We start from the raw sequence: 21,962 nt of genomic DNA, 5'->3' as shown, positions 1-21,962 counted from the left end.
TTTGAATGTTCTTTTATTTGTGAGGTCCCGACTGCCGATAGCCGACAGCCGAAGTTCTCCTATTCCAGCTTCCGCAGCTCATACACCACTTCCTTCGGCTCGGCGTTGAGGATAATCTGCCCTTCGAGCCATTTGATGAGGATATTCTGCTCTTCGAGCCCTTTCACGTGCCGGCCCTGCTCATATTTGCGAAAACCGATGATATAGGTCTGATTCAATGGCCGGTACTGGAAAAAATGCAATTCATTTTTACGGATAATCATCTCGCGGATGCGCGCCGACTGTTCGAATTGCGGCCCCTGCCTGATCTCCACGCCCTTCTCCCATTCCTTCGCAGATGCGGTAACAACCTGCTCATTCCCGGCACTCAGGGTGTAATATCCCCTTTTCAACCCGACGATCCGCACCACATTGGCATCGTTACCTACCCAGCTGCTGGCTTGCGGAAACGGTAATGGCAAATATTTGTCGGCGAATACAAACCGCACGATCACATTGTTGTCCTTGCTGTCGGTCGAAATTTTGACATTCGAAGAATACGGGGCAGGCTTAGCGACCGTAATCGTCGAAGTCACCCGGTCATTAGGCACACCCAGTGCTTTTCCCAGCACATCAGCGAGGTAGTAGTAGCCGGTTTCGTTCAAATGGACGGTATTTTCGATGATATCGGCCTTCTTGCTCGTATTCAGGACCGGGTTGTAAATATCGATAAACTGCTTGCCGCGCTGGGAAGCCACATCTGCAATCGCTTTGGAATACAATTCGAGATCCGCATTCCGGGCATCAATATGCTGCGAAGTGTCCGCAGAGACGACCGGGATCGTCGAAAGCAGCACCGTCCGGGCGCCCAGCGACTCTATCTTGTCAATCAGTTTATTCAAACCATCCTTGAAATGCGCCACCCCTGCCTGGCCCTCCTGCGCCTCCACGCCCCCGTACGCGAGGAACACGATGCTTGGCGCGGCCTGGGTAATATCCTGCATTAAATGCTCGTATGGTGTCGGCGGGTTGGTGTAAGTGCTACGCGCCTCGCCCCAAACGTTATCGCCCGTCCAGCCCAGGTTGCGGAATGTAATGCCCTTGTCGGCAAAACGGGTGGTGAGGGCCAGTTCCAGGTAACCGTACTGAAATTCATTCTCAAAAATGGAGTTTCCCAGGAAAACGACGCGGTCGCCGTCTTTCAGCACATTCGGGCTTTTGTTCTGGGCGTGGGTGGGTCCGTAGATGAGGGTTAGTAAAAACAGAAAAACACAAACCGGAAGCCCCGGCAGTCTAAAATTGTTCATTTACCTTGGGTTAAGTGTTTGGCAGAGTACTTTAATAGCATACAAAGACCCAAAGCCATCGAACTTAACCGCCCGTTACACAAAATTCGAGCATCAGACCTCCTCCGGCACCGGCTGCATCGCCTTGGGAGCGGGAATCACAGCGATGGTAATAATGGTAGCCAACACCAGCGCAACCGCCATCAACGTATAGGAAGCATTGAAATTCCCCGTTTCGCTATTGAAATACCCTACCAGGTACGACCCTGCAAACGAACCCAATGCACCCAGGCTGTTGATCAACCCAATGGCTCCGCCGATCACATTCTTCGGCAATATCTCGGCGATGGCCGCAAAGAACGGTCCGTAAGGCGTGTACAAAGCCCCTCCGGCAACTACCAGCAGTGCATAGGCGATCCAGAAATGCCCGGTACCGATCCATACCGCCGCGTAAAGGCATACCGCGGCAACCAGCAGGAACGGCCAAACGAACACCTTACGGTTGCCTGTCCTATCCGAAAAATAGGACGCGGCGAGCATGCCTACCACGGCAAATACATAAGGTACCGCCGACAGCCAGCCCGTGGTCACCATATTCATATTCGGAGCCGCCTTGATAATTGAGGGTAGCCACATGACAAAACCGTAAACCCCGACGCTCCATAACAGGTATTGCAGGCACAGGAGGATCACTTTCCTGGATTTGAATGCCTCCGCATAGTTTTTGACCGGTTTGATACCCGCCTGCTCGGCTTTCAGTTTCTCCTCCACGGCCAATTTCTCTTCTTGCGTAAGCCAGTCCGCTTCCATGGGACGCTCGTCGATGAGTTTCCACCAGATAAACGCCCAGAGAATACCCGGCGCGCCCTGGATAATGAACATCCATCGCCATCCCAGCGAATCGATCAGGTAGCCCGAGAGCACCGACATCCACAATACCGTCACCGGGTTTCCCAATATCAGGAATGTATTGGCCCGGGAACGCTCTTCTTTGGTGAACCATTGACTCAAAAGGATCAGCATAGCGGGCATTACCGCACTCTCCACCACCCCGAGCATGAACCGGATCACGATCAGCGCCGTCGCGTTGTTGACCATTCCCGTAGCCGCGGCCAGTCCGCCCCAGAGGATCAGCGAAATGAATATAAGCTTCTTGGCCGTCCGCGTAGCCGCATAATGCGCGCCTGGGATCTGGAAGAAAAAATAGCCCAGAAAGAACAGCGAGCTCAGCAATGTCGAGGTATTCGGGTCGATATGGAGGTCGTCGGCCATACCGCCCGCCACGGCGAACCCAAAATTGGCGCGGTCGAGGTATGCGAGGCTGTATGTGACAAAAACGACAGGGATAATCCGGTACCAGCGTACCTGTGCGAGTTGCGGCTTCATGCAGGAGTTCAGGAATTGATATGCATTAAAACGCAGATCCCCGGTGGTTCTACCATCGGGGATCTGAAATGTTGGAGTTCGTTTGCCGAGGCATTGTTCGTCTGCTATTCGGCTGTTGTCACATGCCTGACGGCATTTGGCCAAAATCGCTCATTTCATTCTGCTACCCACATCACATGCCTCCGGCATTCTTTGTAAGTCTTTCAAGGATTAAATCGCATAGCGATGTAACATTGGTAGCTGATTGGGATATCCAACGTCCGGGATGCCGATGACCTCTCAATCCCTCTGAAACTGCCGGTAAAAGATGCCCGCCTCTTCCAACGCTTCTTTGCAAATGCTCAGTATTTGCTCCGCCGGCCCGGCGATATCCTCCTTCCCGGCGGGCCCGTTTTCCAGGAGATCAAGCGGCTCGTCGAGCAGCGCATTCAGACCCATAATTGAAATGGTCGTTTTGATTCCGTGGGCAATACGACGGATTTCTCCGCGGTCGCGCTTCCCTACTGCCGCTGATAACGCTTCCAGTTCCCGCGGCATCAGATGCAGGAACTGTTCGGTTACCAGCTTTTCGTAGGTAGCATCCCCATTGCTGATCTCCCGCATATAGTCAAGATCGATCACTTTGAATGCATTAGCGGGTATGCCTTTTCCCGAAAGGGGTAGCGTGTAAGCGGCCAACACCCTGTCCAGTTCACTCTCTCTGACCGGTTTGGCAATGTGGTCGTCCATCCCGAGGCGGATGCATTTTTCTTTTTCCCCTTCCATCGCATGGGCGGTCATAGCGATTACCGGGATAGCCAGTTTCAATTCCTCGCGTATGGCGCGCGTAGCCGCGTACCCATCCATGCCAGGCATTTGAATATCCATAAAAACAAGGTCGAAAGGCTCGCTACGAAGCATTTCGATCGCCTCCAGGCCATTGGCAGCGACACGCCCTGCGATCCCCCGTTCCTCCATGAAACGCATCATAAGTCCCTGGTTAATCATATGGTCTTCGGCGATCAGTACCCGCAAGCCCGGCCGTTGCGGATGGACGGCTTCCACAGGAGTGCCGGCAGGGAACACTTCGCGCTCCACGGCTACCTGATACGGAATGGTTACCTTTACGGACGTACCTACGCCCGGCTTGCTCGACAGCGCTATTTCCCCGTCCTGTAAATGCACGAGGTCACGCACGATAGACAAACCCAGGCCGGTGCCCCCGAACTGCCGCGTAGTGGAATCTTCCGCTTGCCGGAACCGTTCGAAAATCGTTTCGAGCCGTGCTTCTTCAATGCCGATTCCGGTATCCGTCACCTCGAACATGAGATTCACATGGTCATCATTGCCGCCGTTCATGGTAACGCGGAGGTTTATTTCACCTGTTTCCGTGAATTTGAATGCGTTGCTTACCAGGTTGACCAGAATCTGCGTCAGCCGGGTCGGGTCGCCCGTGATCGTTTCCGGGATAGCCGGATCGAACGACACAATGAGCGGCACGTGCTTTTCGGCCGAGCGGTGGTGGAACATCGTCCCCACCGAATGCACCAATGCCCCGGGATCAAACGGCGCGTGTTCGATCCGCATCATCCCCGACTCTATTTTGGACAAGTCGAGAATGTCGTTCACGATGGCCAGCAACGTTTCCCCGGATTGCTGCACGGTAGTGATATGCAAGCGTGTATCGGCGTCGAGTTTTTTCTTCTGGAGAAGATTGGTGTATCCCAAAATCGCATTCAGCGGCGTCCTGATCTCGTGGCTCATATTGGCCAGGAAGTTCTCTTTCACGAGCACGGCCTCTTTCAGCTTCTTTTCACTGGTATTGAGCTGGCGGATCAGCTCCGCCTGCTTCTTCATACGGCCGATAATGATGGCAAAAACCGCCGTAAGCAACGCCAGCACGCCGATCGTCAGGTACAAATTCCAGCGCAAGACCCGCTGCCCGCTCTGGTCGACCACGTTGATCTTCGCCGCCAACGCAGCACGACTGGTGCTATCCGCCTGATGCGACAGCCCGCTGCTCATCCGGTACTCATCGAGCAGGCTCTCATTTGCGCTGATCAGCTCTTCCAGATTACGCCGCGTCATATACTGCACCGCCACCAATGCCAGCACGGCGGCCACGAAACCTATGGTAATGTATAAGACGAGCGTGCGGACTCTCATGGGCTCAGCTTTTCAAAAATCACAAAACATTCAACCTGCGGTTCAGTGCCGCGCGGTAGGTGTCGGCTACGGGCACCATTTTCTTGTTGATAATAAGCGTGCCGCCTTCGATCGTGTCGATTTTGCCTACCTGGATGATGAACGACCGATGTACGCGCAGGAATTTCGAGTCGGGAAGTTTCGCTTCGACCTCTTTCAAAGAGGTATGCACGGAGTAAAATTTTTCGAGGGTGTATAGTTTGACATAATCTCCCATGGCCTCCGCGTACAATATATCGGCGATTTTCAGGCGACGGACGATGTTCGAATCCCTGATGAACAGGAAACTGTCGTCCTCTATCTTCATCTCCTGTTTTTTGCTCCTGAAAATCTCCTTGGCTTTTTCAATGGCCTGCAAGAAGCGGGCAGGCGTTACCGGTTTGGTGATATAATCGGCCACGTTGAGCTCGAATGCCTCGGCGGCATACTCTTTTTTAGAGGTCGTAAATATGATCACGGGATTTTTGCTACCCAGGCTCTTCACCAGTTCGATACCCGTCATCCCTTCCATTTCAATGTCGAGCAGCAAAAGGTCCACCTGTTCGTCCATGATCCTGCGATAGGCATCCATAGCATTGTCGCATTCTCCGATGAGCATCAGCTCTTTGTCGTGCTTCACAAGCTGCTTCAATGTGGTGCGGGCAATGATGTTGTCGTCGATCACCAGGCAATTCATAATTCACGATCCGGTTTGATGGGGAGAATGCGAAAACCAATGTAGCGAAAAGAAATCATAAAGACACTTCTGCCCCTTTCACCGACAGTTTCTGCCCTTCTAGCCACACACTATTTCCCGGGTAACCCGCACCAGGTAGTTTTGGATCATTCAAACGATCAGTCACCAAAAAACATAGCATCGCAATGAAAACTTTCATCACATCCGCTATCATCGCCGCACTGGCGATCACAGGAGCCCAAGCACAAACCCTTGCCAAAGACATCCGAAAAGAACATCGTGCAGAAAAACACGCCGAAGCACGCCAGGAAGTAAGTTCCCGCTCCAAAGACAGCTTTTACGCAGATTTCGGCCAGGTACCCGACGCCAAATGGGTAAGAGGCCCGCAATTTGATGAAGTTACTTTCACGAAAGACGGCCAGCGCCAAACCGCTTACTATGACAACCATTTTATGCTGGTGGGTACCACCACCGACAAAAAATTCTCCGACGTCCCTGCCAAAGCACAAAAAGAGATCCAGAAACAATTTAAAGGCTACGCAATCGGTGCAGTGGTAGAGTACAAAGACAACGAAAACAACGACACTAACATGCTCCTCTACGGCACCCAGTTCGACGACGCCGACCACTATTTTGTGACCGTTTCCAAGGGCAAAGAAGCCGATGTACTGATGGTCAAAACCGACGGGGAAATTTCGTTCTTCAGCACCCTTCGTAAATGATGGCGTGAAGCTCCGGCTTCACGCCCGCTATTCGCAGGCCTCCGGCCGGTCCGTATTGCAATATGATTGCAGTATTGACGGGCCGGAGGCCTGCGAATGGTGTGTGCAAAGCCAGAGCTTTGCACCAGCGGCTAGCGCCGCTTTTTTGCTTCAACCTGCTGCTGCACAAACGAAAGCAGCTCATTCAGATTAAACCGCGAAGTATTATTGGCTGCCGCATAACGCACATAAGGCAATGCCTCCTCCGGCCGGTCCATTCTCAGAAGTATGACAAAAAGCATCCGCGCGCGTTCGAAGCTGTTCTCCATCCTGAATGCTTTTGAAAGATAATTAACGGCCTGGCGATGCAGTCCCATTGCGATACTGAGCTTCCCCGCATTATCGAAATACACCGAATTCAACGGATCGTCGAGCACCAGCGCTTCCGCCACACGAAGCATCCCGGCGGTATCTTTGGCCGCCGCATAGTGCCGTTGCAGCCGGGCCATGGCATCGCGCCAGGATATTTGTTTGACCACCAATGCCCCCGCCAGCTTTTCTTCTTCCGTTTTTTCCCGCTTTTCTTCCGCAGACATCGGGATATTGAATGGCCAGCCTTCTTTCAGGATCATCATTTCGTATTCCCCTTTCAGATAATCCACAGGCGTAATCGGCATTTGTTTTTTCAATACCTCGAAGGGCATTTCTGCGGATGATGCGGGCAATAGTCCCGTTTGGCGAAGCGCTTGATAAAATGCTTCCGAAAGCAGCGCATATCCCTGCAAATTGGGATGTACATGTTCCAGCAAAGTTTCCTTGCCCAGGATCCCCGCCGCAGAGTGCTTTTCAAACAGGCCTCGCGTGTGTACGAGCGTCACGCCCTTGTGTGTGTGTGCGATGTCTTTGATGATGGTATTCAATGCCTCCGGCGCCCGGAAACGCAATGCGTCAAGCTCTTTCGCTATGATAAACTCCTTTTTAGCACTTGCATGCCTTCCTTGTTTATATAAATCACTGCCCGACTGATAATGAGCATCGGCCGAATTTCCCTGCTTGTCGGGAATGCTGATAAACGGTTTCAGATCTTTTTCATTGCTAACCAGATTACTGATCAGCAACGGTATGCCCCTCGCGCTGAATGCGTCCGCCAGCTCATTCATGTTGCCCCTAAACTGGTCGAGCCCGGCCTGATAATCCTCCGAACCCAATGCAATCTGCTGGTCGGCAGCCATTCGTTTCATCAGGTTTTCCCGCAAATCGAGTTCCTTGCCGGAAACCAATGCAATAGCCCCGTCGGTTAAGGAAGCCAGGAGTTGCGTAAGCCTCAAACCGCGCAGGTTCATCAGCAGGCGTGCCAGCGTACGGTTTTGCCCGATACCTTTGGTGGCAGCTACGCCCATGGCTCCGTAATATTCGTTATGGCCCGTGTAAACGAGCACAGCGTCCGGTTCATATTCGAGCACGGCTTTGCCGAAGTCAAGGACGGTGTACGAATTTACAGCGGTCAACGAGAGGTTAATGACCTCGAAATCACGTTCGGGATAAGTATGTAAAAGCCTGTATTGCAGCCAGCGGTGGAACGAGCCGTTGTTCATGTAGGGATAACCAATGGTGGTCGATTCGCCCAATACGAAAATGCGAAATACGCCCGGCGCTTTTTTCGCAGTGAAAGGCTCGGTGTTGCCGTAGGTGGCGTTTTGCTGGTTGGCAAAATAGCGTTTCGAAGCGTGCGGATTGAGTACCAGGTAGCCTTTCCGGGCCTGATCTTCCGTAAAAACCGCCAGATCGTGCCCGTAGCCAAACAACCGTAATGCCCCTTCCAGCACCAGCAGTACCAGAAAGGGCATTAACAACATGATCAATTTAAATAGAGACTCGCGTTTCATTCGCTGTTACATGCCTACGGCATTGGAATTCCCAATATCAACCGGATACTACCAGTATTACATGCCTGACGGCATTTGCGACCAACAACTGTTACGGCCGGATGCTCGTACCGTCAAATTTACGAACCTGCCAGTTGGATTTACTGGTAATCGGATACTTAGCGGCTTCTTTTTCGTCGATATCCACGCCCAGTCCCGGCGCCTCGTTCACCGACATGTATCCGTCCTTCATCGTCGGGCAGCCCTTGAACACTGCCTGCATCTTTTCGTTGAAGCTTACAGCCTCCTGAATGCCGAAGTTCCAGACGGCGAGATCGATATGTGCGTGCGCCGCGTGTCCCACAGGCGAAACGTCGCCCGGACCGTGCCACGCCGTTTTAACATTGAACCACTCCCCCAGCCGTGCTACTTTCATAGCCGGCGTAATGCCGCCGATCTGCGACACATGGCAACGGATATAATCGAACCATTGATTGGCCATGGGATCGCGGAACTCGTTTACGTTGTTGAATAGCTCACCCATGGCTATCGGTACCGTGGTACTTTGCCGCAACTGACGAAACCAGCCCATGTTTTCGGGCGAGAACGGGTCTTCGATAAAGAATGGCCGGTACGCTTCCAATGCCTTGATCATATTAATGGCATCCATCGGCTGCACACGCTCGTGGATGTCGTGCAGGAGCTCTATATCCTCGCCGCAGTGCTTGCGCACCGCTTCAAAAAGCTTCGGCACCGATTTCAAATAGGCCCTTTCATTCATGAAATTATCCGTAGCGCCGCCAAAACCCGCCGCTCTGAAATCCGGCTTTTGTTCGGTTGCGCCCACGGCACCATAACCGCCCTGCTGGATGCGGATATACTTGAAACCACGATCCATAATACGCTGGACATCATCGGCAACCGCTTCGGGTGTGTTGCCATTGGCGTGCGTGTAGCAAGGGATCGCGAACCGCACCTTACCACCCAGCAGCTGGTACACCGGCATGCCGGCGCGCTTGCCTTTAATATCCCAGAGAGCCTCGTCCAGCCCGCTCAAAGCATTGTTCAGCACCGGGCCGTTGCGCCAGTAGGAACTCACGTAGGTCGAATGCCACATGTCCTCGATATTGTCGACGTCCTTCCCGACACAGAATTCATTGAGGTAGGTGTCGATCGCCGTTACTACCGCAAAGGCGCGCTGGGTGAATGTTGCGCAGCCCAGCCCATATAGGCCGGGTTCGGTTGTTTCGACTTTCACGACGATAAGGTTGGAGCCCTGGGGGGCTGTCACAATCGCTTTCACACTCTTGATTTTCACCGGCGCCATGCCTTTCGCGTAGGCGGATTGCGTGTAATGCGCATGAGCGCGGTCGGCCGAACCGAGCAGTCCGAGCAGTCCGGCTGCCGACCCGGCTCCCAGCATTTTTAAAGCGTCGCGACGGTTCTGTTGAGTCTCAGAGATATGGTTGTGCATAAAGGTTGGGATTAGGAATGATTGAACTGTGATTCACTTGGTTAAGGGGTTAGGAATAGTCAGTGGGTCAGGAATAGTCAGGGGTAGTCGGTGAGTTGGAAATTGTCTGTATTACAGGAAATCGGCGGCTCATGGCAATGCAAATGCGATGTATTTGCCGCCGGGCTTGTGGCCGTTTTTGGCTCCGCCGGCGGCGATCACTACATATTGCCTGCCGTTCACCATGTAGGTGGCGGGGGTCGCAAAGCCGCCTGCGGGTAGTTGGTATTCCCAAACGGTTTTGCCGGTTTTACGATCGAATGCGCGGATCTTCTCGTCTTTGGTGCCTGCAATGAACACCAGCCCTCCCGCCGTCACGATCGGCCCGCCGTAGTTTTCGGTGCCGGTAATAGGAACGCCCTTTTTGGTGAGCTCAGGGAACTCACCCAGCGGTACTCGCCAGAGATATTCGCCGGTATTCAGGTCAATGGCGTTGAGCGTGCCCCAGGGTGGTTTGATGGCAGGGTAACCGTCCGGATCGAAGAAGCGCGTCCAGCCATTATTAATGTAAGGCGGGATGTAGGGGAATGCCGTTTTGGCCTCCTCAGGCGCTTCACTCGCGCTGTGGTTTTCGGATACGGGTGCCGTTTGTTCCGGATTGGTCAGGAATGCGACCAGCTCCTGCCGTTCCTTCTCGGATATATGCTGGAATGAAGGCATTCGGCCGCGTCCGCTTTTGATAATATTGCCAATTTCCTCTTTCGACATTCTGTTGCCAACCTGCACGAGGCTCGGATACTCCTGCCCGCTGCCCTGGCGGTCGGCACGGTGGCAGGCGGCGCAATTCCGCATGTACACCGCCTGACCGGGCGATGCCGCAGCTTGCCGGGCCGCATTACCACCCCGTCCATTGTAATCCATCATTTTCAGGTCCCATACCATTTCGTTAGCGTTTTGGTACAAAATACCCTCGGGATCGGCCGCATTACCGCCCCATTCAGCCCCGCCGCCGATGCCCAGGTACAGGCTTCCCTCCCTACTGGGCGGCATATACTTGTTGCCGGAGCGGGTGCTGTTGAATTTTTCCTTGACAAATGCGTGGGCTTCCGGCGTACGGTCGGTGATTTCGCTTTCTGTAAAATTCTGCCGGGAAAACGGTGCCGGTTTGGTCGGGAACGGCTGTGTGGGCCATGGATGCTCGCCGGGAAGATGGTAATCCGCCAACGCGGAACGTTCCTCCACCGGAAACAGCGGCTTGCCGGTGTCGCGGTCGAGCAGGAAAAGCAGACCGTCTTTGGTCGCCTGTGCCACGGCGTCGATCTTCCGGAGTTTGCCGTCCGGACTTTTGTGTTTGACGGTCAAAAGATTGGGCTGGCACGAAATATCCCGGTCCCAAAGGTCATGATGGACGGTCTGGTAGTACCAGTTCATTTTCCCGGTTTCTGCATTCAGCGAGATCACGCAGTTCGCATACAAGTTCTTCCCTTCGCGATCGGCACCATAAAAATCGACCGAAGGCGAGCCGGTACCAAAGTACACGGCGCCTCGTTTCTCGTCAAGCACCATGCCGGCCCAATTGTTGGCGCCGCCTATACGTTTCCAGGCATCTTTGGGCCAGGTGTCATGGCCGGGCTCTCCCGGTTCGGGTACAGTGTGGAAGGTCCATTTGAGCTTTCCCGTGCGCACGTCGAATGCGCGTATGTGCCCGGGCGCGGCGTCTCCGTATTCGGACACACGCGAGCCTATCACCAATATATCCTTGTAAATCACGCCCGGCGACGTCGCATCCACCGATAATTTATCGTTTTCACGTCCCGGCCGGCCGGTAACGCCCTGGCTCAGGTCGACTTTTCCACCATCGCCGAAGCTCTGCACGAGTTTTCCAGTGGCGGCATCGACGGCACAAAGATGGTTCCCAGCTGTGTAAAGGATTCTTTTATCCGCACCGTCTTCCCAAAACATAACACCCCTGCTAACGTGGAAACGTGGGGTGCCTCCTGTAAACGGGTCGAAACGCCAGAGTTCCTCGCCGGTGTCGGCCTTCAATGCAAACAGGCTCAGCTGCGGCGTGGTGCCGTACAAGATGCCGCGCACGATGATGGGCTGGCATTGGATTTCCATGGGCCTTCTCGGGGCTGCCGTACCGGTTGGCAATTTCGAGGCGTCGTATTCCCAGGCCACTTTCAGCTGGCTTACGTTTCCGAGATTAATTTGCGTCAAGGGGGAATAACGGTTCCCGGCCTTGTTGCCGCCATAGGCGATCCAGTCGGCATTTCGGTCGTCGGGTTGCAGGCTAACGAATGCGGCCAATGCTGTTAACGTTGCCAAAATCGGCAACATCCGCAAAAATCGCCCCGTCGGACTGACGCTTTTATGTTGGTTCGAATGCATGAAATGGAATATTGAATCTACAAATATTGCGGTGCTCTGCACCTTTGCGTATCTGGTACAGAGTGACGATGAACATTGAATCTACAAATATTGCGGTGCGCTGCACCTTTGCCTGTTTGCGTAGCGCGACGATAAATATTGAATCTACAAATATTGCGGTGCGCTGCACCTTTGCGTATCTGGTACAGAGCGACGATGAACATTCAATCTACAAATATTGCGGTGCGCTGAACCTTTGCGTGTTTGCGTAGCGCGACGATGGAACATTCAATCTACAAATATTGCGGTGCGCTGCACCTTTGCGTGTCTGGTACAGAGCGACGATGAACATTGAATCTACAAATATTGCGGTGCGCTGCACCGGTCTCGCAGAGGTGCAGCGCACCGTAAACTTGTAGATTGTTAATCAAAATAGCATCAATACCCCGGGTTTTGCCGCATGTTCACGTTTGCAGTGATTTCATTGATCGGGATCGGCTGGGCGTAATCCGTGGGATCCCACTGGATGGCGCCACCGCGAATGCGCTGGTAGTAGGCCGCTTCCTTGTCGCCGATCTGCCAGCGGCGGACGTCGAGCCACCAGTGGCCTTCCGCGAATAGCTCGGCCCAGCGTTCGTATTTGAGCGGGTCGTTTTTCAGGACGGCATCCGTCGCTTTCGTCTGGTCGGTGAGACTTTTGTAGTCCACAGCCGAAGGCGTATTCACCGGCAGGCCGTATGCCCTCCTTTTGACCTTATTGATGTATTCCAATGCGCCTGCATTATCTCCTGAATGTGAAAGCGTCTCCGCATACAGCAGGTACACATCGGCCAGCCGGAGCCACGGGAAGTTGGCGCCATTCGACATGTTGATCTCCGCTTCTGTACCACTCGGGTTCGTGAATTTACGGAAGCTCCATGCCTCCATATCCAGTTCGGTAATGTCGAGGTAATGCGAAATAGGGCGCTTTTTACCGTTCACGACCATCGAATCGACATAAGGCTGGTAACAAGCCACCCAAAGGCGCGGGTCCACGGTCTGCTTTTTCTTCGCTTCGAGCGAACGGGTAATGTAGGCGGGATCCACATTGGCGATATTCGCGCTCGTGGTGCCGGGTTTGAAATAATGCCCCTCATTAAATCCGAAACGGGCGATGTTTTTGGCATGCGGGAACACGTTCGACCACGCCGAAGCAGCCTGCCCGCCATTGTCGCTCACGTATGTAGGCGCGATCACCATCCCGATACTCGAACCCATCGACTGGTCGTCGCCACCGCGGGCGGTCATGTCCACATTCAGGTTCAGCTCAAAAAGGGATTCGGACGTAAATTCATTTTTTCCATTGAACATATCCTTGTACACGTCGAACGTCACAAGTGATTTGCCGCTGTTGGTCACCACATCGCCGAGGTAGGTTTTGGCATTGGCCCAGTCGGCCTGGTAGGCGTATACTTTGCCCAAAAAGCCTTTCACAGCCCAGCCCGACACCTTGTGTTTATCAGTAGCGCCAGTCCAGCTGGTACTTTTCAGCAGGGCTTCCGCCGCTTTGAGATCGTTGATAATGAAATCCCAGCCTTCCTTCACGGTTTTGCGCGGCACCTGGGTCGCTTCGAGGCCCGACGCTACCTCGGTAATGATGGGAACACCCATTTTCCCACCGTCGGTAGCCGCATTGAAGCCCTCTCCCCAGAACGACACCAGGTGAAAATAGTACCAGGCGCGCAGGAACAATGCCTGCCCTTTGATCAGGTCAATGGCGGCAGCGTCGTTAGGGGCCTTCTGGCGATAGGTTTCAATGGAAGTGAGCAATGTGTTGCTCCGCTGGACGCCGCGCCAGAGCTCGCGCCAGGTATCGTACAGGAAGCTGTCGTTGGGCTGCGAATTATTCTGGCCCATCTGGATCCACGTCGGAGTACCCTGCCAGCTCAGGTCGAGGGTGTGGTCCCATAGCCAGAGGTTTTTGCCCAGCATGGTGTGTCCGTAAAGACCGGTGGCGTGCTGGGTGGCGTATACGCCCGTCAGCAACTGTTCCAGATCGGTCACCGAATTGGGATATTTCGAAGGTGACAATGCGCCCGGGTTTTCGACATTAACGAAGTCGTCGCTGCACGAAAGCAGGCCCGTAAGCACGAAAAACAGGAGAAATTGGTGTAGTATTTTCATAGCCTTGCCAGCTGTTTAAATTCTGTTAGAAATTCAGATCGATACCCATGGAAACCAGCCTCGTACGCGGGTACGAGTAAATCGTGTCGAGCCCGCGGGCGGTGGTACCGTTGCGGCCGAGCACTTCCGGGTCGAGGCCCGAGTAGCCGGTAAACGTGAGCAGGTTCTGTGCCTGGAAATAAACCCGCAAACCACTCATTTTCCATTGCTTCACCAATGCAGAAGGCAATGTATAGCCCACTTGCAGGTTACGCAATTTCAGGAACGAGCCGTTTTCCACCACGAACGAGGAAATACGGGTATAGTTCGAGTTCGGGTCGCGCACATAGTTGCCAGAAGCGTCTTTTGTACCTACGCGGGGCTGGTCGGTGAGGCCATTGCCATTGAAAAACGAGGTTTTGAAAATGTCGTTGGTCGTATTGTAATCACCGACAAAGAATTGGGTGTAATACTTGTTTCCATTGAAAACATCTACCCCCTGAACTCCCTGGAACATGGCTTGCAAGTCGATGCCTTTCCAGCCGAGGTTCAGCGAGAAGCCGTAAGTGATCTTCGGCCAGGGGTTGCCGATGTAGGTTTTATCATCGATGGTAATGCGGCCGTCGCCATTCACGTCGCGGAATTTGAGATCGCCCGCGCCGGTACCTGCATTCTGGAAGAACACGCCGGTAGTGGGCTTACCCGCCGCGGCAGCTGCTTCCTGTGCGCTCTGATTCAATGCGGCTACTTCCGAATCGGTCTGGAACAGGCCTTCCACGATGTAACCGTAAAACTGGCTCAGTGGCTTGCCTGCCTGCGTGCGTGTAACGGTACTTTCGAGGTAATCGCCGGCCGCACCGTCGTTGATCGGATTGTTGTTGGTACCGCTCAGCTGTTTCACCAGGTTTTTGTTAAATGCCGCATTCGCGCTCACGGAATAGGTAAAATCTCTCACCTTGCCCCGGTAATCCACCGCCAGTTCAAGCCCTTTGTTGCTCATCTGGCCGATATTGGTGTACACACTCGATCCATAGAAACCCGCCGAAACCGGTACGGGCACCTGGTAGATCATGTCCTGGGTCTGGCGGCTGTACCAGTCGGCAGTGATATTCAATGCATTCTTGAACAAACCGAGGTCGATACCGATGTCGGTCTGGTTCACCTGCTCCCATTTGATATTCTGGTTAGGCAACTGGGCCGTTAAAGCATAACCTTTCGAGCGGTCTCCGTTGGGCAAACCGAGGATATTGGTCCCGCCGCTACCCCCGAACGATGCCTGATAGGTATATTGCTGAATGCTGCTCGTACTGCCCAGTTTGCCATAGCTCGCACGGACTTTCAGGTTCGAAACCTGTGCAAAATTATCTCGCACGAAAGCCTCTTCGCTCACTTTCCAACCCACCGAGAAGGATGGGAACACGCCCCATTTGTTGGCCGGACCGAAACGGTCGGAACCATCGCGGCGTACGTTGGCGGTGAAAAGGTATTTGTCGGCAAATGTATAATTGATCCGCCCGAACTGCGAAAGCAGCCGTGTTTGCGGGAACTCGCCGCCACTCGTCTTGTAAGTACTTGGGTTAGTGGTCATACCCAGGTTATAGGTAATCACCTGAAAACCCTGTGCTTCACCGTGCAGGTTGCTCAGATTGGACTGATAAGCCTCGTAACCCGCCATCGCCTTGATCTCGTGGCGCCCGAAGGCCTTCGCGTACGTGAGCACGAAATTGCCGGTAAAGTTCCGGGTATTGCTCTGGTCGCGGCTCAGGAATGCATTCACGTTTTTAAGCGTACCAAAATCGTAGGCTTCTGTAAACTTATAATTGTTCACCGCGTAAATCGACGCCCCGAATGTCGAACGGAAGTTCAAACCTTTGATGATTTCCCAATCGAGGTAAACATTTCCTTCCAATGCATACTGGTTGTTCTTTGCGTGGTTGATCAGCTCGTTCGCCACCAGGTTGGGTCCGGTGAAAAAAGTACCGGTTTTCGCCCAGCCGCCCACGGGGTTGGTCGGATCGTATACGGGGATCACAGGTGCCGAGCGGAATGGGAATGTGCTGGTTTGCACCGGGTTGTTGCGTGTGCTCCAGCCGTATAGCGTCTCTCCCACTTTCAACCGGTTGTTGATCTTGAAATCTGCATTCGAACGGATACCGTAGCGCTCAAACCAGTTGTCGATGATGGTACCGCCTTCGCGTTGGTAGTTGGCCGAAAGGTAATAGTTGGTCTTGGGCGTTGCGCCCGAGAGCGAGAGCGAATAGCTCTGGTCGCTGCCGTTCTGGTAAATCTGGTCGATCCAGTTGTTATCCGGCAGTGTATTAGGGTCGCCCCAGCCACTGGTATTCACACCGGAAGCGGCCTTGGCCTTGATATAATCCGGCGTATTCAGCATGGAATACAGGTTCACCGGCTTCCGCACACCATAATAGGCATTGAAGTTAATATTCATTTTATCGGACCCCGCCACACCGCGCTTCGTAGTGACGAGCACCACACCACCCGCCGCCTGTGCGCCGTAAATAGCAGCCGCACTCGCATCTTTCAGGATTTCAATGGATTCGACGTCCTGCAAATTGAAGTTGTTGCCGGCCGACATCCGGATCCCATCCACAATGTAAAGCGGTGCCATACCGCCGATGGAACCCACGCCGCGGATCACAATATCGGAACCGCCGCCCGGCGAACCATCCGGGCGCGTCACCTGCACACCAGCCGCGCGGCCCTGCAATGCCTCATTCACACTGCGTACCGGCAGGTTTTTGATCTCTTCCGACTTCACCGACGATACAGAGCCTGTCAGGTCCGAACGTTTTTGCGTACCATAACCTACCACGACCACCTCTTCCAACGCCTTGTTGTCAATTTTCAGGGTCACATCGACCTGGCTTCTACGGCCGACGATCACTTCCTGCGACATAAATCCCACAAAAGAGAACGTCAGTACCGCATCTGCATCGGTAATATCAATGCTAAACATGCCTTGCTCATTGGTTGAAGTACCCCGCTGGGTACCTTTCTGAATCACGTTCACGCCTGCGAGCGGCTCGCCTTTTTCGTCGGAGACTTTACCCGTGACGGTAATGTCGAAGATCGTTTGCAGGTTGACCTTCTTCCGCATCAGTTCCGTCATTTTTTCCTTTAAAACCGGATCCGAGGTGAAGGAAAACGGCTCTTTCAGGCCCGCCTGTTCTTTCGGTTTCCGCGCCGGCTCACGTTTTTTCTTTACGATGATTGTCTTGTCGACGATATTATAGGTTAATGGCTGCCCGGCAAAGCAGGCGTCCAGCACTTCTTTCAAAGGTGCGTTCGTCACATTGATATCGACCTTTTCGGCCTGATCCAGCATTTCAAGGTCACAAATGAAAAGAAAGCCCGTTTGTTTCCTGACGGTCCTGAGCACCTCCAGTAAAGTTGCGTCCTTCTTTTTGATTGATACCTGCTGGGCGAAAGTGTCTTCGGCCAGCACCTGCAACGTACCAATCAGGAATATTAACACGGTTAATTTCATCGTCAGGAGGACTTTGCCAAAGTCGGTTCGGCGTTTTGTGGCGTACAGCTCCCATCTAGAACGGATAAGTATATACGCTTCCCTTAGGACAGTTTTGCCCTTGTATACAAATTTCATAGTTTTGTATGCCTGGTTAAAGTGAATGTATCGTTGTCCAATGATAGCAGGACTGATCAGGTCGGTCCGGGTGCGGTCGCAACGCATCCGGTCTTTTTCCTCATCATCCTTTTCGATAAGCAGCTCAGGAAGAATTCAGGAGGCTCATGTCAGGGGAATTTTAAGTTGAAGGTATTCAATCTGTATTTTTCACGGTAATTTTTCTGTCGTCGATCCGGAATTGGATGCCGCCAGTCATTTCGAGCATTTTCAGCACTTCCGACACGTTATTTTTGCGCGAGATCGTTCCGGCAAATGACTTTCGCTCCACGTCTCCCTCGTATTTCACGTCCAGATCATACCAGCGCGAAATCTGCCGCATAATCTCCCGGATATTGCCATTGAACTCAAACCGTCCCTCCTTCCACGCCACAACGCTCTCGGTATCAACCGTTTTAACGGCAATATCACGCACCGGTTCATCCGTCGCTACCCGCGCCTGCTGGCCCGGCGTAAGTACTTTGGTCACTTTGTCTTTTTTCACACGCACGGAGCCTTCGAGCAAGGTAGTCTGCATGTCAGGCTCGTCGCCATAAGAACTGATATTGAAATGCGTACCTAAGACAGTGATTTCCATATCCTTACCACTCCGGTCTTTATCTGCGACACGCACGAGGAACGGCCTCGCCTTGTCGGGTTCTATTTCAAAATATACTTCGCCCGTCATTTCCACCTCCCGCCAGTTGCCTTTAAAAGCCGTAGGATATTTCAGGCTCGACCCGGCATTGAGCCAGGCCCGGGAGCCATCCGGCAGCACGATCTTATACTGCCCTCCAAGCGGCGTTTTTAGCACATTATAGGCCACAGCCCCGTCATTTACGCTGTTTTTACCATATATCACTTCCCCTTTCAATTTGTCGATGGTGGTTCCCGGCTGCACCAGCAGGTTTCGCTCGGTAATCGTATTCAGGTCGTAAGTCCGGCCGTCGGCCAGGGTAAGGCTCGCCCTGTTACCTCCTGCAGCCGCATCCTCCCCGTAAACGCTATGCATAACTGCCACCTGAGGCGCGGGTTTGGATTTATTGAACCAACGGTAGCTTCCGTACACGAGAAATAGCACCACCGAAGCCGCCGCGAGCCTGAATAGCCACATTGGGCGGCTCCGCATTTCATCGCTGCTACCGGGCTCATTCGCGTCGCGTTCCTGCTCGCCTCCGCCAAGCTCCGACTCGTTGACGCCAAGCTCCTGCTTGGTGCCCCGCATCCCGGTGGCCGAAAATATCGAACTCAGAATATCGTCCGCGGTTTCGTCAGATAATGCATGGTGTGCGCCATCGTTCCGGATAAACTGGTCGATTAGCCCGTTGATCTGCTCACGGTTATCGTCCGAAAGCAGCATGGCCATCAGTTCTTCCCGCTCGTCGTCGGTGATTTTTTTCTCACAATACCGCAAAAACAAGTCGTCCAGTCGTCGGTTTTGCATAGATAGTCAGGATTACGGGCGGCTTTTGCCGACCTTCACCCGTAAAGACTCCCGCCGGGCAGTTTCGGGGGACAATGCGACAAAAAAAAGTTAAAAAATTAATTTACCAGGAAAAACAGCAGCCAGGAAATAGAGATTTCGAGCTTCAATTTGCTGTACGCACGGATGTGGCGCAACGCGCGGGCGAGGTGGGTTTTGACGGTTTCGGAAGAAATACGAAGCTTTTTCGCGATTTCGTCGCGCTTCAATTCCTGCTCCTTGCTCATAAGGTAAACCTGCTTTTGCTGTGCAGGCAAAAGCTCCACCGCCTGGTGTACAATTTCCTCGATTTCGAGGTCGAGCAATCGATTGTAGGTGGTGTTTTCCCCCACAGGCAGTTCGAGTTGAAGATCGTCGACGAGCTGCTGCTGCCGTGCCATTCTTTTGAGGGCCGAGAAGACGTGGTTGCGGGTCATGATGAAGAGATAGTCCTCGAAACCCGCGATTTCGAGCAATGCTTCCCTTTTTACCCACAATTTCAAAAACACGTCCTGAACAACCTCTTCGGCCAGAAAGCTGGAATGGGTAAGCCGGAATGCGGCGGAATAGACCTTGTCGCGGTACCAGTGAAACAGCGTGGAAAATGCCTTTTCGTTGCCGGCTGCAATATCAGTCAGCAACTCCGTTTCATTATGTAACGCGTATATCTTCAATGGAATACATGGCAGATTTGCACAAATGTAAACACGAAAACGGATCAAATAGGAAAATATGGTTAATAAATGTTTTTAAAAAGGGAATCGCGCAAAGGTCAGCCTTCGTGCATACCATTCGCAGGCCTCCGGCCGGCCGGTACTGCAAGAGCGATATTTGCGTGCTGACCGGCCGGAGGCCTGCGAATAGCCGTGCAAAGCAGGAGCTTTGCACTAGCGCGTCAAAACCTTCTTCATCTTCTGATAAATCTCCGTGTTCTCATACACCCCTCTGAAATCCAGCGAATGCGGACCGTAGGCGAAAACGGGTACCATGATGCCGGTGTGGTCGCTGGTGCTGAACTGCCCGTCGACGTAACCGGTTTTCAGGTTCCCGTCCAGGAGTGTGAGGCCGCCGGTTTCGTGGTCGGCAGTGACGATCACGAGTGTTTCGCCATTGGAATCGGCAAAGCGGAGCGCCTCTCCTACCAGCTTGTCGAAATCCAGCATTTCGGTCACCACATAGGGTACGATGTTCGCGTGGCCGCCGTAATCGACCTGTGCACCTTCGGCCATCATGAAGAAGCCTTTCGGGTTCGATTGGAGCGATTGGAGTGCTTTTTGAAATGAATCTTTGAGAAAATCGCCACGCCCTTTCTGCATCGATACCACATGTTTGTCGTCCAGCAGCACAAAAGGCGTTTTCATACCGGCCAGGTCATTCCAGTTGTTGGATACCTGAAAACCGCGTGCTTTCAGCGAATCGGCCGTTTTCGTTTTCTCAAAATGGCTGTAACCACCGCCGATCAGGACATCCACAGGTTCTTTCAGATAGTCGGTCGCGATTTCGTCCATCTGGCTCCGCTCGGGGCGGTGCGCATAAAAGCAAGCCGGCGTGGCATCGGTAATGTCGCCCGCGGAGATCAACGCCGCCTTCCGGCCAGTGGCTTTCACCTGGCGAATAATGGACGGCACCGCTACAAGGTTCGAATCGACGCCGATAGCGCGGTTGCGGGTTTTATGGCCCGTCGCAAAAGCGGTAGCACCCGCAGCGGAATCGGTAATGTAATTATCCGAAGAAGCCGTTTTGGAAAAACCGATATTCAGGAACCGGCCGAGGTTGAGGTCCCCGCGGTTGGCAGTGAGGCCTGAGTATATCTGCGCCAGGCCCATCCCATCGCCAATGAGCAGGATGATGTTCTTCACCTTGCCAAGCGCGTCATTGTTTTTGTAAGTGGGTTGATAGGGCTTGTAAAACTCCGTGGACTGGTACTCGGCGTTCTGGCGGCCACTCAGAAAGGTACCCAGCTCGGCAACATGGTCGGTATTGATGTAATCCGCGCCGAGGTTCATCAGCACTTTCCAGGCATTGATATTGTCGGGACTGGCCCAGAAACGGAACGGTTTGCTCATTGCATGCGCATGGGCAATCGCGTCCACCAGTGCTTTGCGGTCTTTTTCTACGGGAATGCCTTTTCCGTTCCACTGCGAATACTTATGAAAATCCTGACTGATCATTCCAAGCCGGGCAGCCTGTGCGGCAGTATAGGTTACGCCCGGGCGGCCATCGAAGAAAATGTAAGCCGGATACTGCTCAAATTGCTCCGGCGCAGGCGTATTACCGCTCACGACCACTTTCACGGAGCCTTTCGGGGCCAGCAATGCCTCATGCGGCGCCAATGCTTTCACCAACGCCTGTAAAGTGGGCTGCGAAGAAGTTTTGAGGTCGACCAGCAGGGTCATTAACCGGCTTTTATCTTTATAAATGCTCCCTTGATTTTGAGTGATTCGTTTGACAATCTGCTGCAAATACAGTTTTTCAAAAGTGCGGTCGGCACTGATGTCCTTCGAATCGTGCGCGACGAAGAGAGTATCGTTGCGCAAATGCACGTCGGCTTCTACCGAGCCGAACTGATGCTGGTAGGCCAGTGAGAACGGCGCAACCTGCATGTAATCGTTGTGCGAATGCGCACGCGACAGCGGGTTATCATTGCTGTTTTGAGCAGAAACTGCCCAGGGCAACAGGGCAAAAAGGGGAATTGATAGTTGGGAAAAAGCTTTCATGAAATGGCGTCCCGGCGGTTTTGGATAGCTGAATGGTGCCGGGATTTAACCGCAAATATCCGCTGAAATGGCATTCGCCAAGCCGGGAATGCCATTTT

The 21,962-nt window shown here is 53.2% G+C and carries 13 protein-coding genes; 1 reads left to right on the top strand and 12 read right to left on the bottom strand.

Annotation, left to right across the window (positions count from 1 at the left end; all coding sequences use genetic code 11):
• Nucleotides 1-59 precede the first annotated feature (59 nt).
• The 4 genes from ACQ4MZ_RS19850 to ACQ4MZ_RS19835 all read right to left on the bottom strand — a co-directional run bounded on the left by ACQ4MZ_RS19850 (nucleotide 60) and on the right by ACQ4MZ_RS19835 (nucleotide 5,511).
• Nucleotides 60-1,286 carry a GDSL-type esterase/lipase family protein gene (locus ACQ4MZ_RS19850; RefSeq protein WP_430847690.1) on the bottom strand — a complete coding sequence of 409 codons (1,227 nt, stop codon included), beginning with the start codon at nucleotides 1,284-1,286 and terminating at the stop codon, nucleotides 60-62.
• Nucleotides 1,287-1,379: 93 nt separating this feature from the next.
• Nucleotides 1,380-2,651, bottom strand: a complete 1,272-nt coding sequence (locus ACQ4MZ_RS19845) for an MFS transporter (protein ID WP_430847688.1) — start codon at nucleotides 2,649-2,651, stop codon at nucleotides 1,380-1,382.
• A 279-nt stretch (nucleotides 2,652-2,930) separates the two neighbouring features.
• Nucleotides 2,931-4,796 (bottom strand): ATP-binding protein, encoded by a 1,866-nt coding sequence (locus tag ACQ4MZ_RS19840; RefSeq protein ID WP_430847686.1) that lies wholly within the window; start codon nucleotides 4,794-4,796, stop codon nucleotides 2,931-2,933.
• A gap of 19 nt (nucleotides 4,797-4,815) precedes the next feature.
• The gene (locus tag ACQ4MZ_RS19835; protein WP_430847684.1) at nucleotides 4,816-5,511 is read right to left on the bottom strand and encodes a LytR/AlgR family response regulator transcription factor; all 696 of its coding nucleotides are present in this window, start codon (nucleotides 5,509-5,511) and stop codon (nucleotides 4,816-4,818) included.
• Nucleotides 5,512-5,696: 185 nt separating this feature from the next.
• On the opposite strand from ACQ4MZ_RS19835, the gene ACQ4MZ_RS19830 reads away from it, so the two are divergent.
• Complete coding sequence (locus ACQ4MZ_RS19830; protein WP_430847682.1) at nucleotides 5,697-6,233, top strand: hypothetical protein; 537 nt, start codon at nucleotides 5,697-5,699, stop codon at nucleotides 6,231-6,233.
• Between the two features lie 131 nt (nucleotides 6,234-6,364).
• On the opposite strand, the gene ACQ4MZ_RS19825 is transcribed toward ACQ4MZ_RS19830, so the two are convergent.
• The 8 genes from ACQ4MZ_RS19825 to ACQ4MZ_RS19790 form a co-directional block, all read right to left on the bottom strand.
• Complete coding sequence (locus tag ACQ4MZ_RS19825) at nucleotides 6,365-8,059, bottom strand: hypothetical protein (protein ID WP_430847680.1); 1,695 nt, start codon at nucleotides 8,057-8,059, stop codon at nucleotides 6,365-6,367.
• Nucleotides 8,060-8,189: 130 nt separating this feature from the next.
• Nucleotides 8,190-9,551, bottom strand: coding sequence for an enolase C-terminal domain-like protein (locus tag ACQ4MZ_RS19820; protein WP_430847678.1), 1,362 nt, complete (start codon nucleotides 9,549-9,551; stop codon nucleotides 8,190-8,192).
• A 129-nt stretch (nucleotides 9,552-9,680) separates the two neighbouring features.
• On the bottom strand, nucleotides 9,681-11,921 hold the full coding sequence (locus ACQ4MZ_RS19815; RefSeq protein ID WP_430847676.1) for a PQQ-binding-like beta-propeller repeat protein: 2,241 nt from the start codon (nucleotides 11,919-11,921) through the stop codon (nucleotides 9,681-9,683).
• A 417-nt stretch (nucleotides 11,922-12,338) separates the two neighbouring features.
• Entirely contained in the window at nucleotides 12,339-14,063 is a 1,725-nt protein-coding gene (locus ACQ4MZ_RS19810; RefSeq protein WP_430847674.1) for a RagB/SusD family nutrient uptake outer membrane protein, read from the bottom strand.
• Between the two features lie 25 nt (nucleotides 14,064-14,088).
• Entirely contained in the window at nucleotides 14,089-17,667 is a 3,579-nt protein-coding gene (locus ACQ4MZ_RS19805; RefSeq protein ID WP_430847672.1) for a TonB-dependent receptor, read from the bottom strand.
• 175 nt (nucleotides 17,668-17,842) lie between these two features.
• Nucleotides 17,843-19,129, bottom strand: a complete 1,287-nt coding sequence (locus ACQ4MZ_RS19800; RefSeq protein WP_430847670.1) for a FecR family protein — start codon at nucleotides 19,127-19,129, stop codon at nucleotides 17,843-17,845.
• A 98-nt stretch (nucleotides 19,130-19,227) separates the two neighbouring features.
• Entirely contained in the window at nucleotides 19,228-19,821 is a 594-nt protein-coding gene (locus ACQ4MZ_RS19795) for an RNA polymerase sigma factor (protein WP_430847668.1), read from the bottom strand.
• A 213-nt stretch (nucleotides 19,822-20,034) separates the two neighbouring features.
• Nucleotides 20,035-21,864: an alkaline phosphatase gene (locus ACQ4MZ_RS19790; RefSeq protein ID WP_430847666.1), complete on the bottom strand. Its 1,830-nt coding sequence runs from the start codon at nucleotides 21,862-21,864 to the stop codon at nucleotides 20,035-20,037.
• Nucleotides 21,865-21,962 lie beyond the last annotated feature (98 nt).

This window comes from Dyadobacter sp. BHUBP1 (assembly GCF_050587785.1).
GTDB lineage: Bacteria > Bacteroidota > Bacteroidia > Cytophagales > Spirosomataceae > Dyadobacter.
Note: the sequence above shows the minus strand (reverse complement) of the source record. Positions and strands in the feature narration are given on the sequence as shown.

Coding starts and splice junctions, on each gene's coding strand:
- ACQ4MZ_RS19815 (WP_430847676.1), bottom strand. CDS start 11,921: ATGCATTCGAACCAACATAAAAGCGTCAGTCCGACGGGGCGATTTTTG.
- ACQ4MZ_RS19800 (WP_430847670.1), bottom strand. CDS start 19,129: ATGCAAAACCGACGACTGGACGACTTGTTTTTGCGGTATTGTGAGAAA.
- ACQ4MZ_RS19850 (WP_430847690.1), bottom strand. CDS start 1,286: ATGAACAATTTTAGACTGCCGGGGCTTCCGGTTTGTGTTTTTCTGTTT.
- ACQ4MZ_RS19810 (WP_430847674.1), bottom strand. CDS start 14,063: ATGAAAATACTACACCAATTTCTCCTGTTTTTCGTGCTTACGGGCCTG.
- ACQ4MZ_RS19830 (WP_430847682.1), top strand. CDS start 5,697: ATGAAAACTTTCATCACATCCGCTATCATCGCCGCACTGGCGATCACA.
- ACQ4MZ_RS19835 (WP_430847684.1), bottom strand. CDS start 5,511: ATGAATTGCCTGGTGATCGACGACAACATCATTGCCCGCACCACATTG.
- ACQ4MZ_RS19820 (WP_430847678.1), bottom strand. CDS start 9,551: ATGCACAACCATATCTCTGAGACTCAACAGAACCGTCGCGACGCTTTA.
- ACQ4MZ_RS19790 (WP_430847666.1), bottom strand. CDS start 21,864: ATGAAAGCTTTTTCCCAACTATCAATTCCCCTTTTTGCCCTGTTGCCC.
- ACQ4MZ_RS19845 (WP_430847688.1), bottom strand. CDS start 2,651: ATGAAGCCGCAACTCGCACAGGTACGCTGGTACCGGATTATCCCTGTC.
- ACQ4MZ_RS19805 (WP_430847672.1), bottom strand. CDS start 17,667: ATGAAATTTGTATACAAGGGCAAAACTGTCCTAAGGGAAGCGTATATA.
- ACQ4MZ_RS19825 (WP_430847680.1), bottom strand. CDS start 8,059: ATGCCCTTTCTGGTACTGCTGGTGCTGGAAGGGGCATTACGGTTGTTT.
- ACQ4MZ_RS19840 (WP_430847686.1), bottom strand. CDS start 4,796: ATGAGAGTCCGCACGCTCGTCTTATACATTACCATAGGTTTCGTGGCC.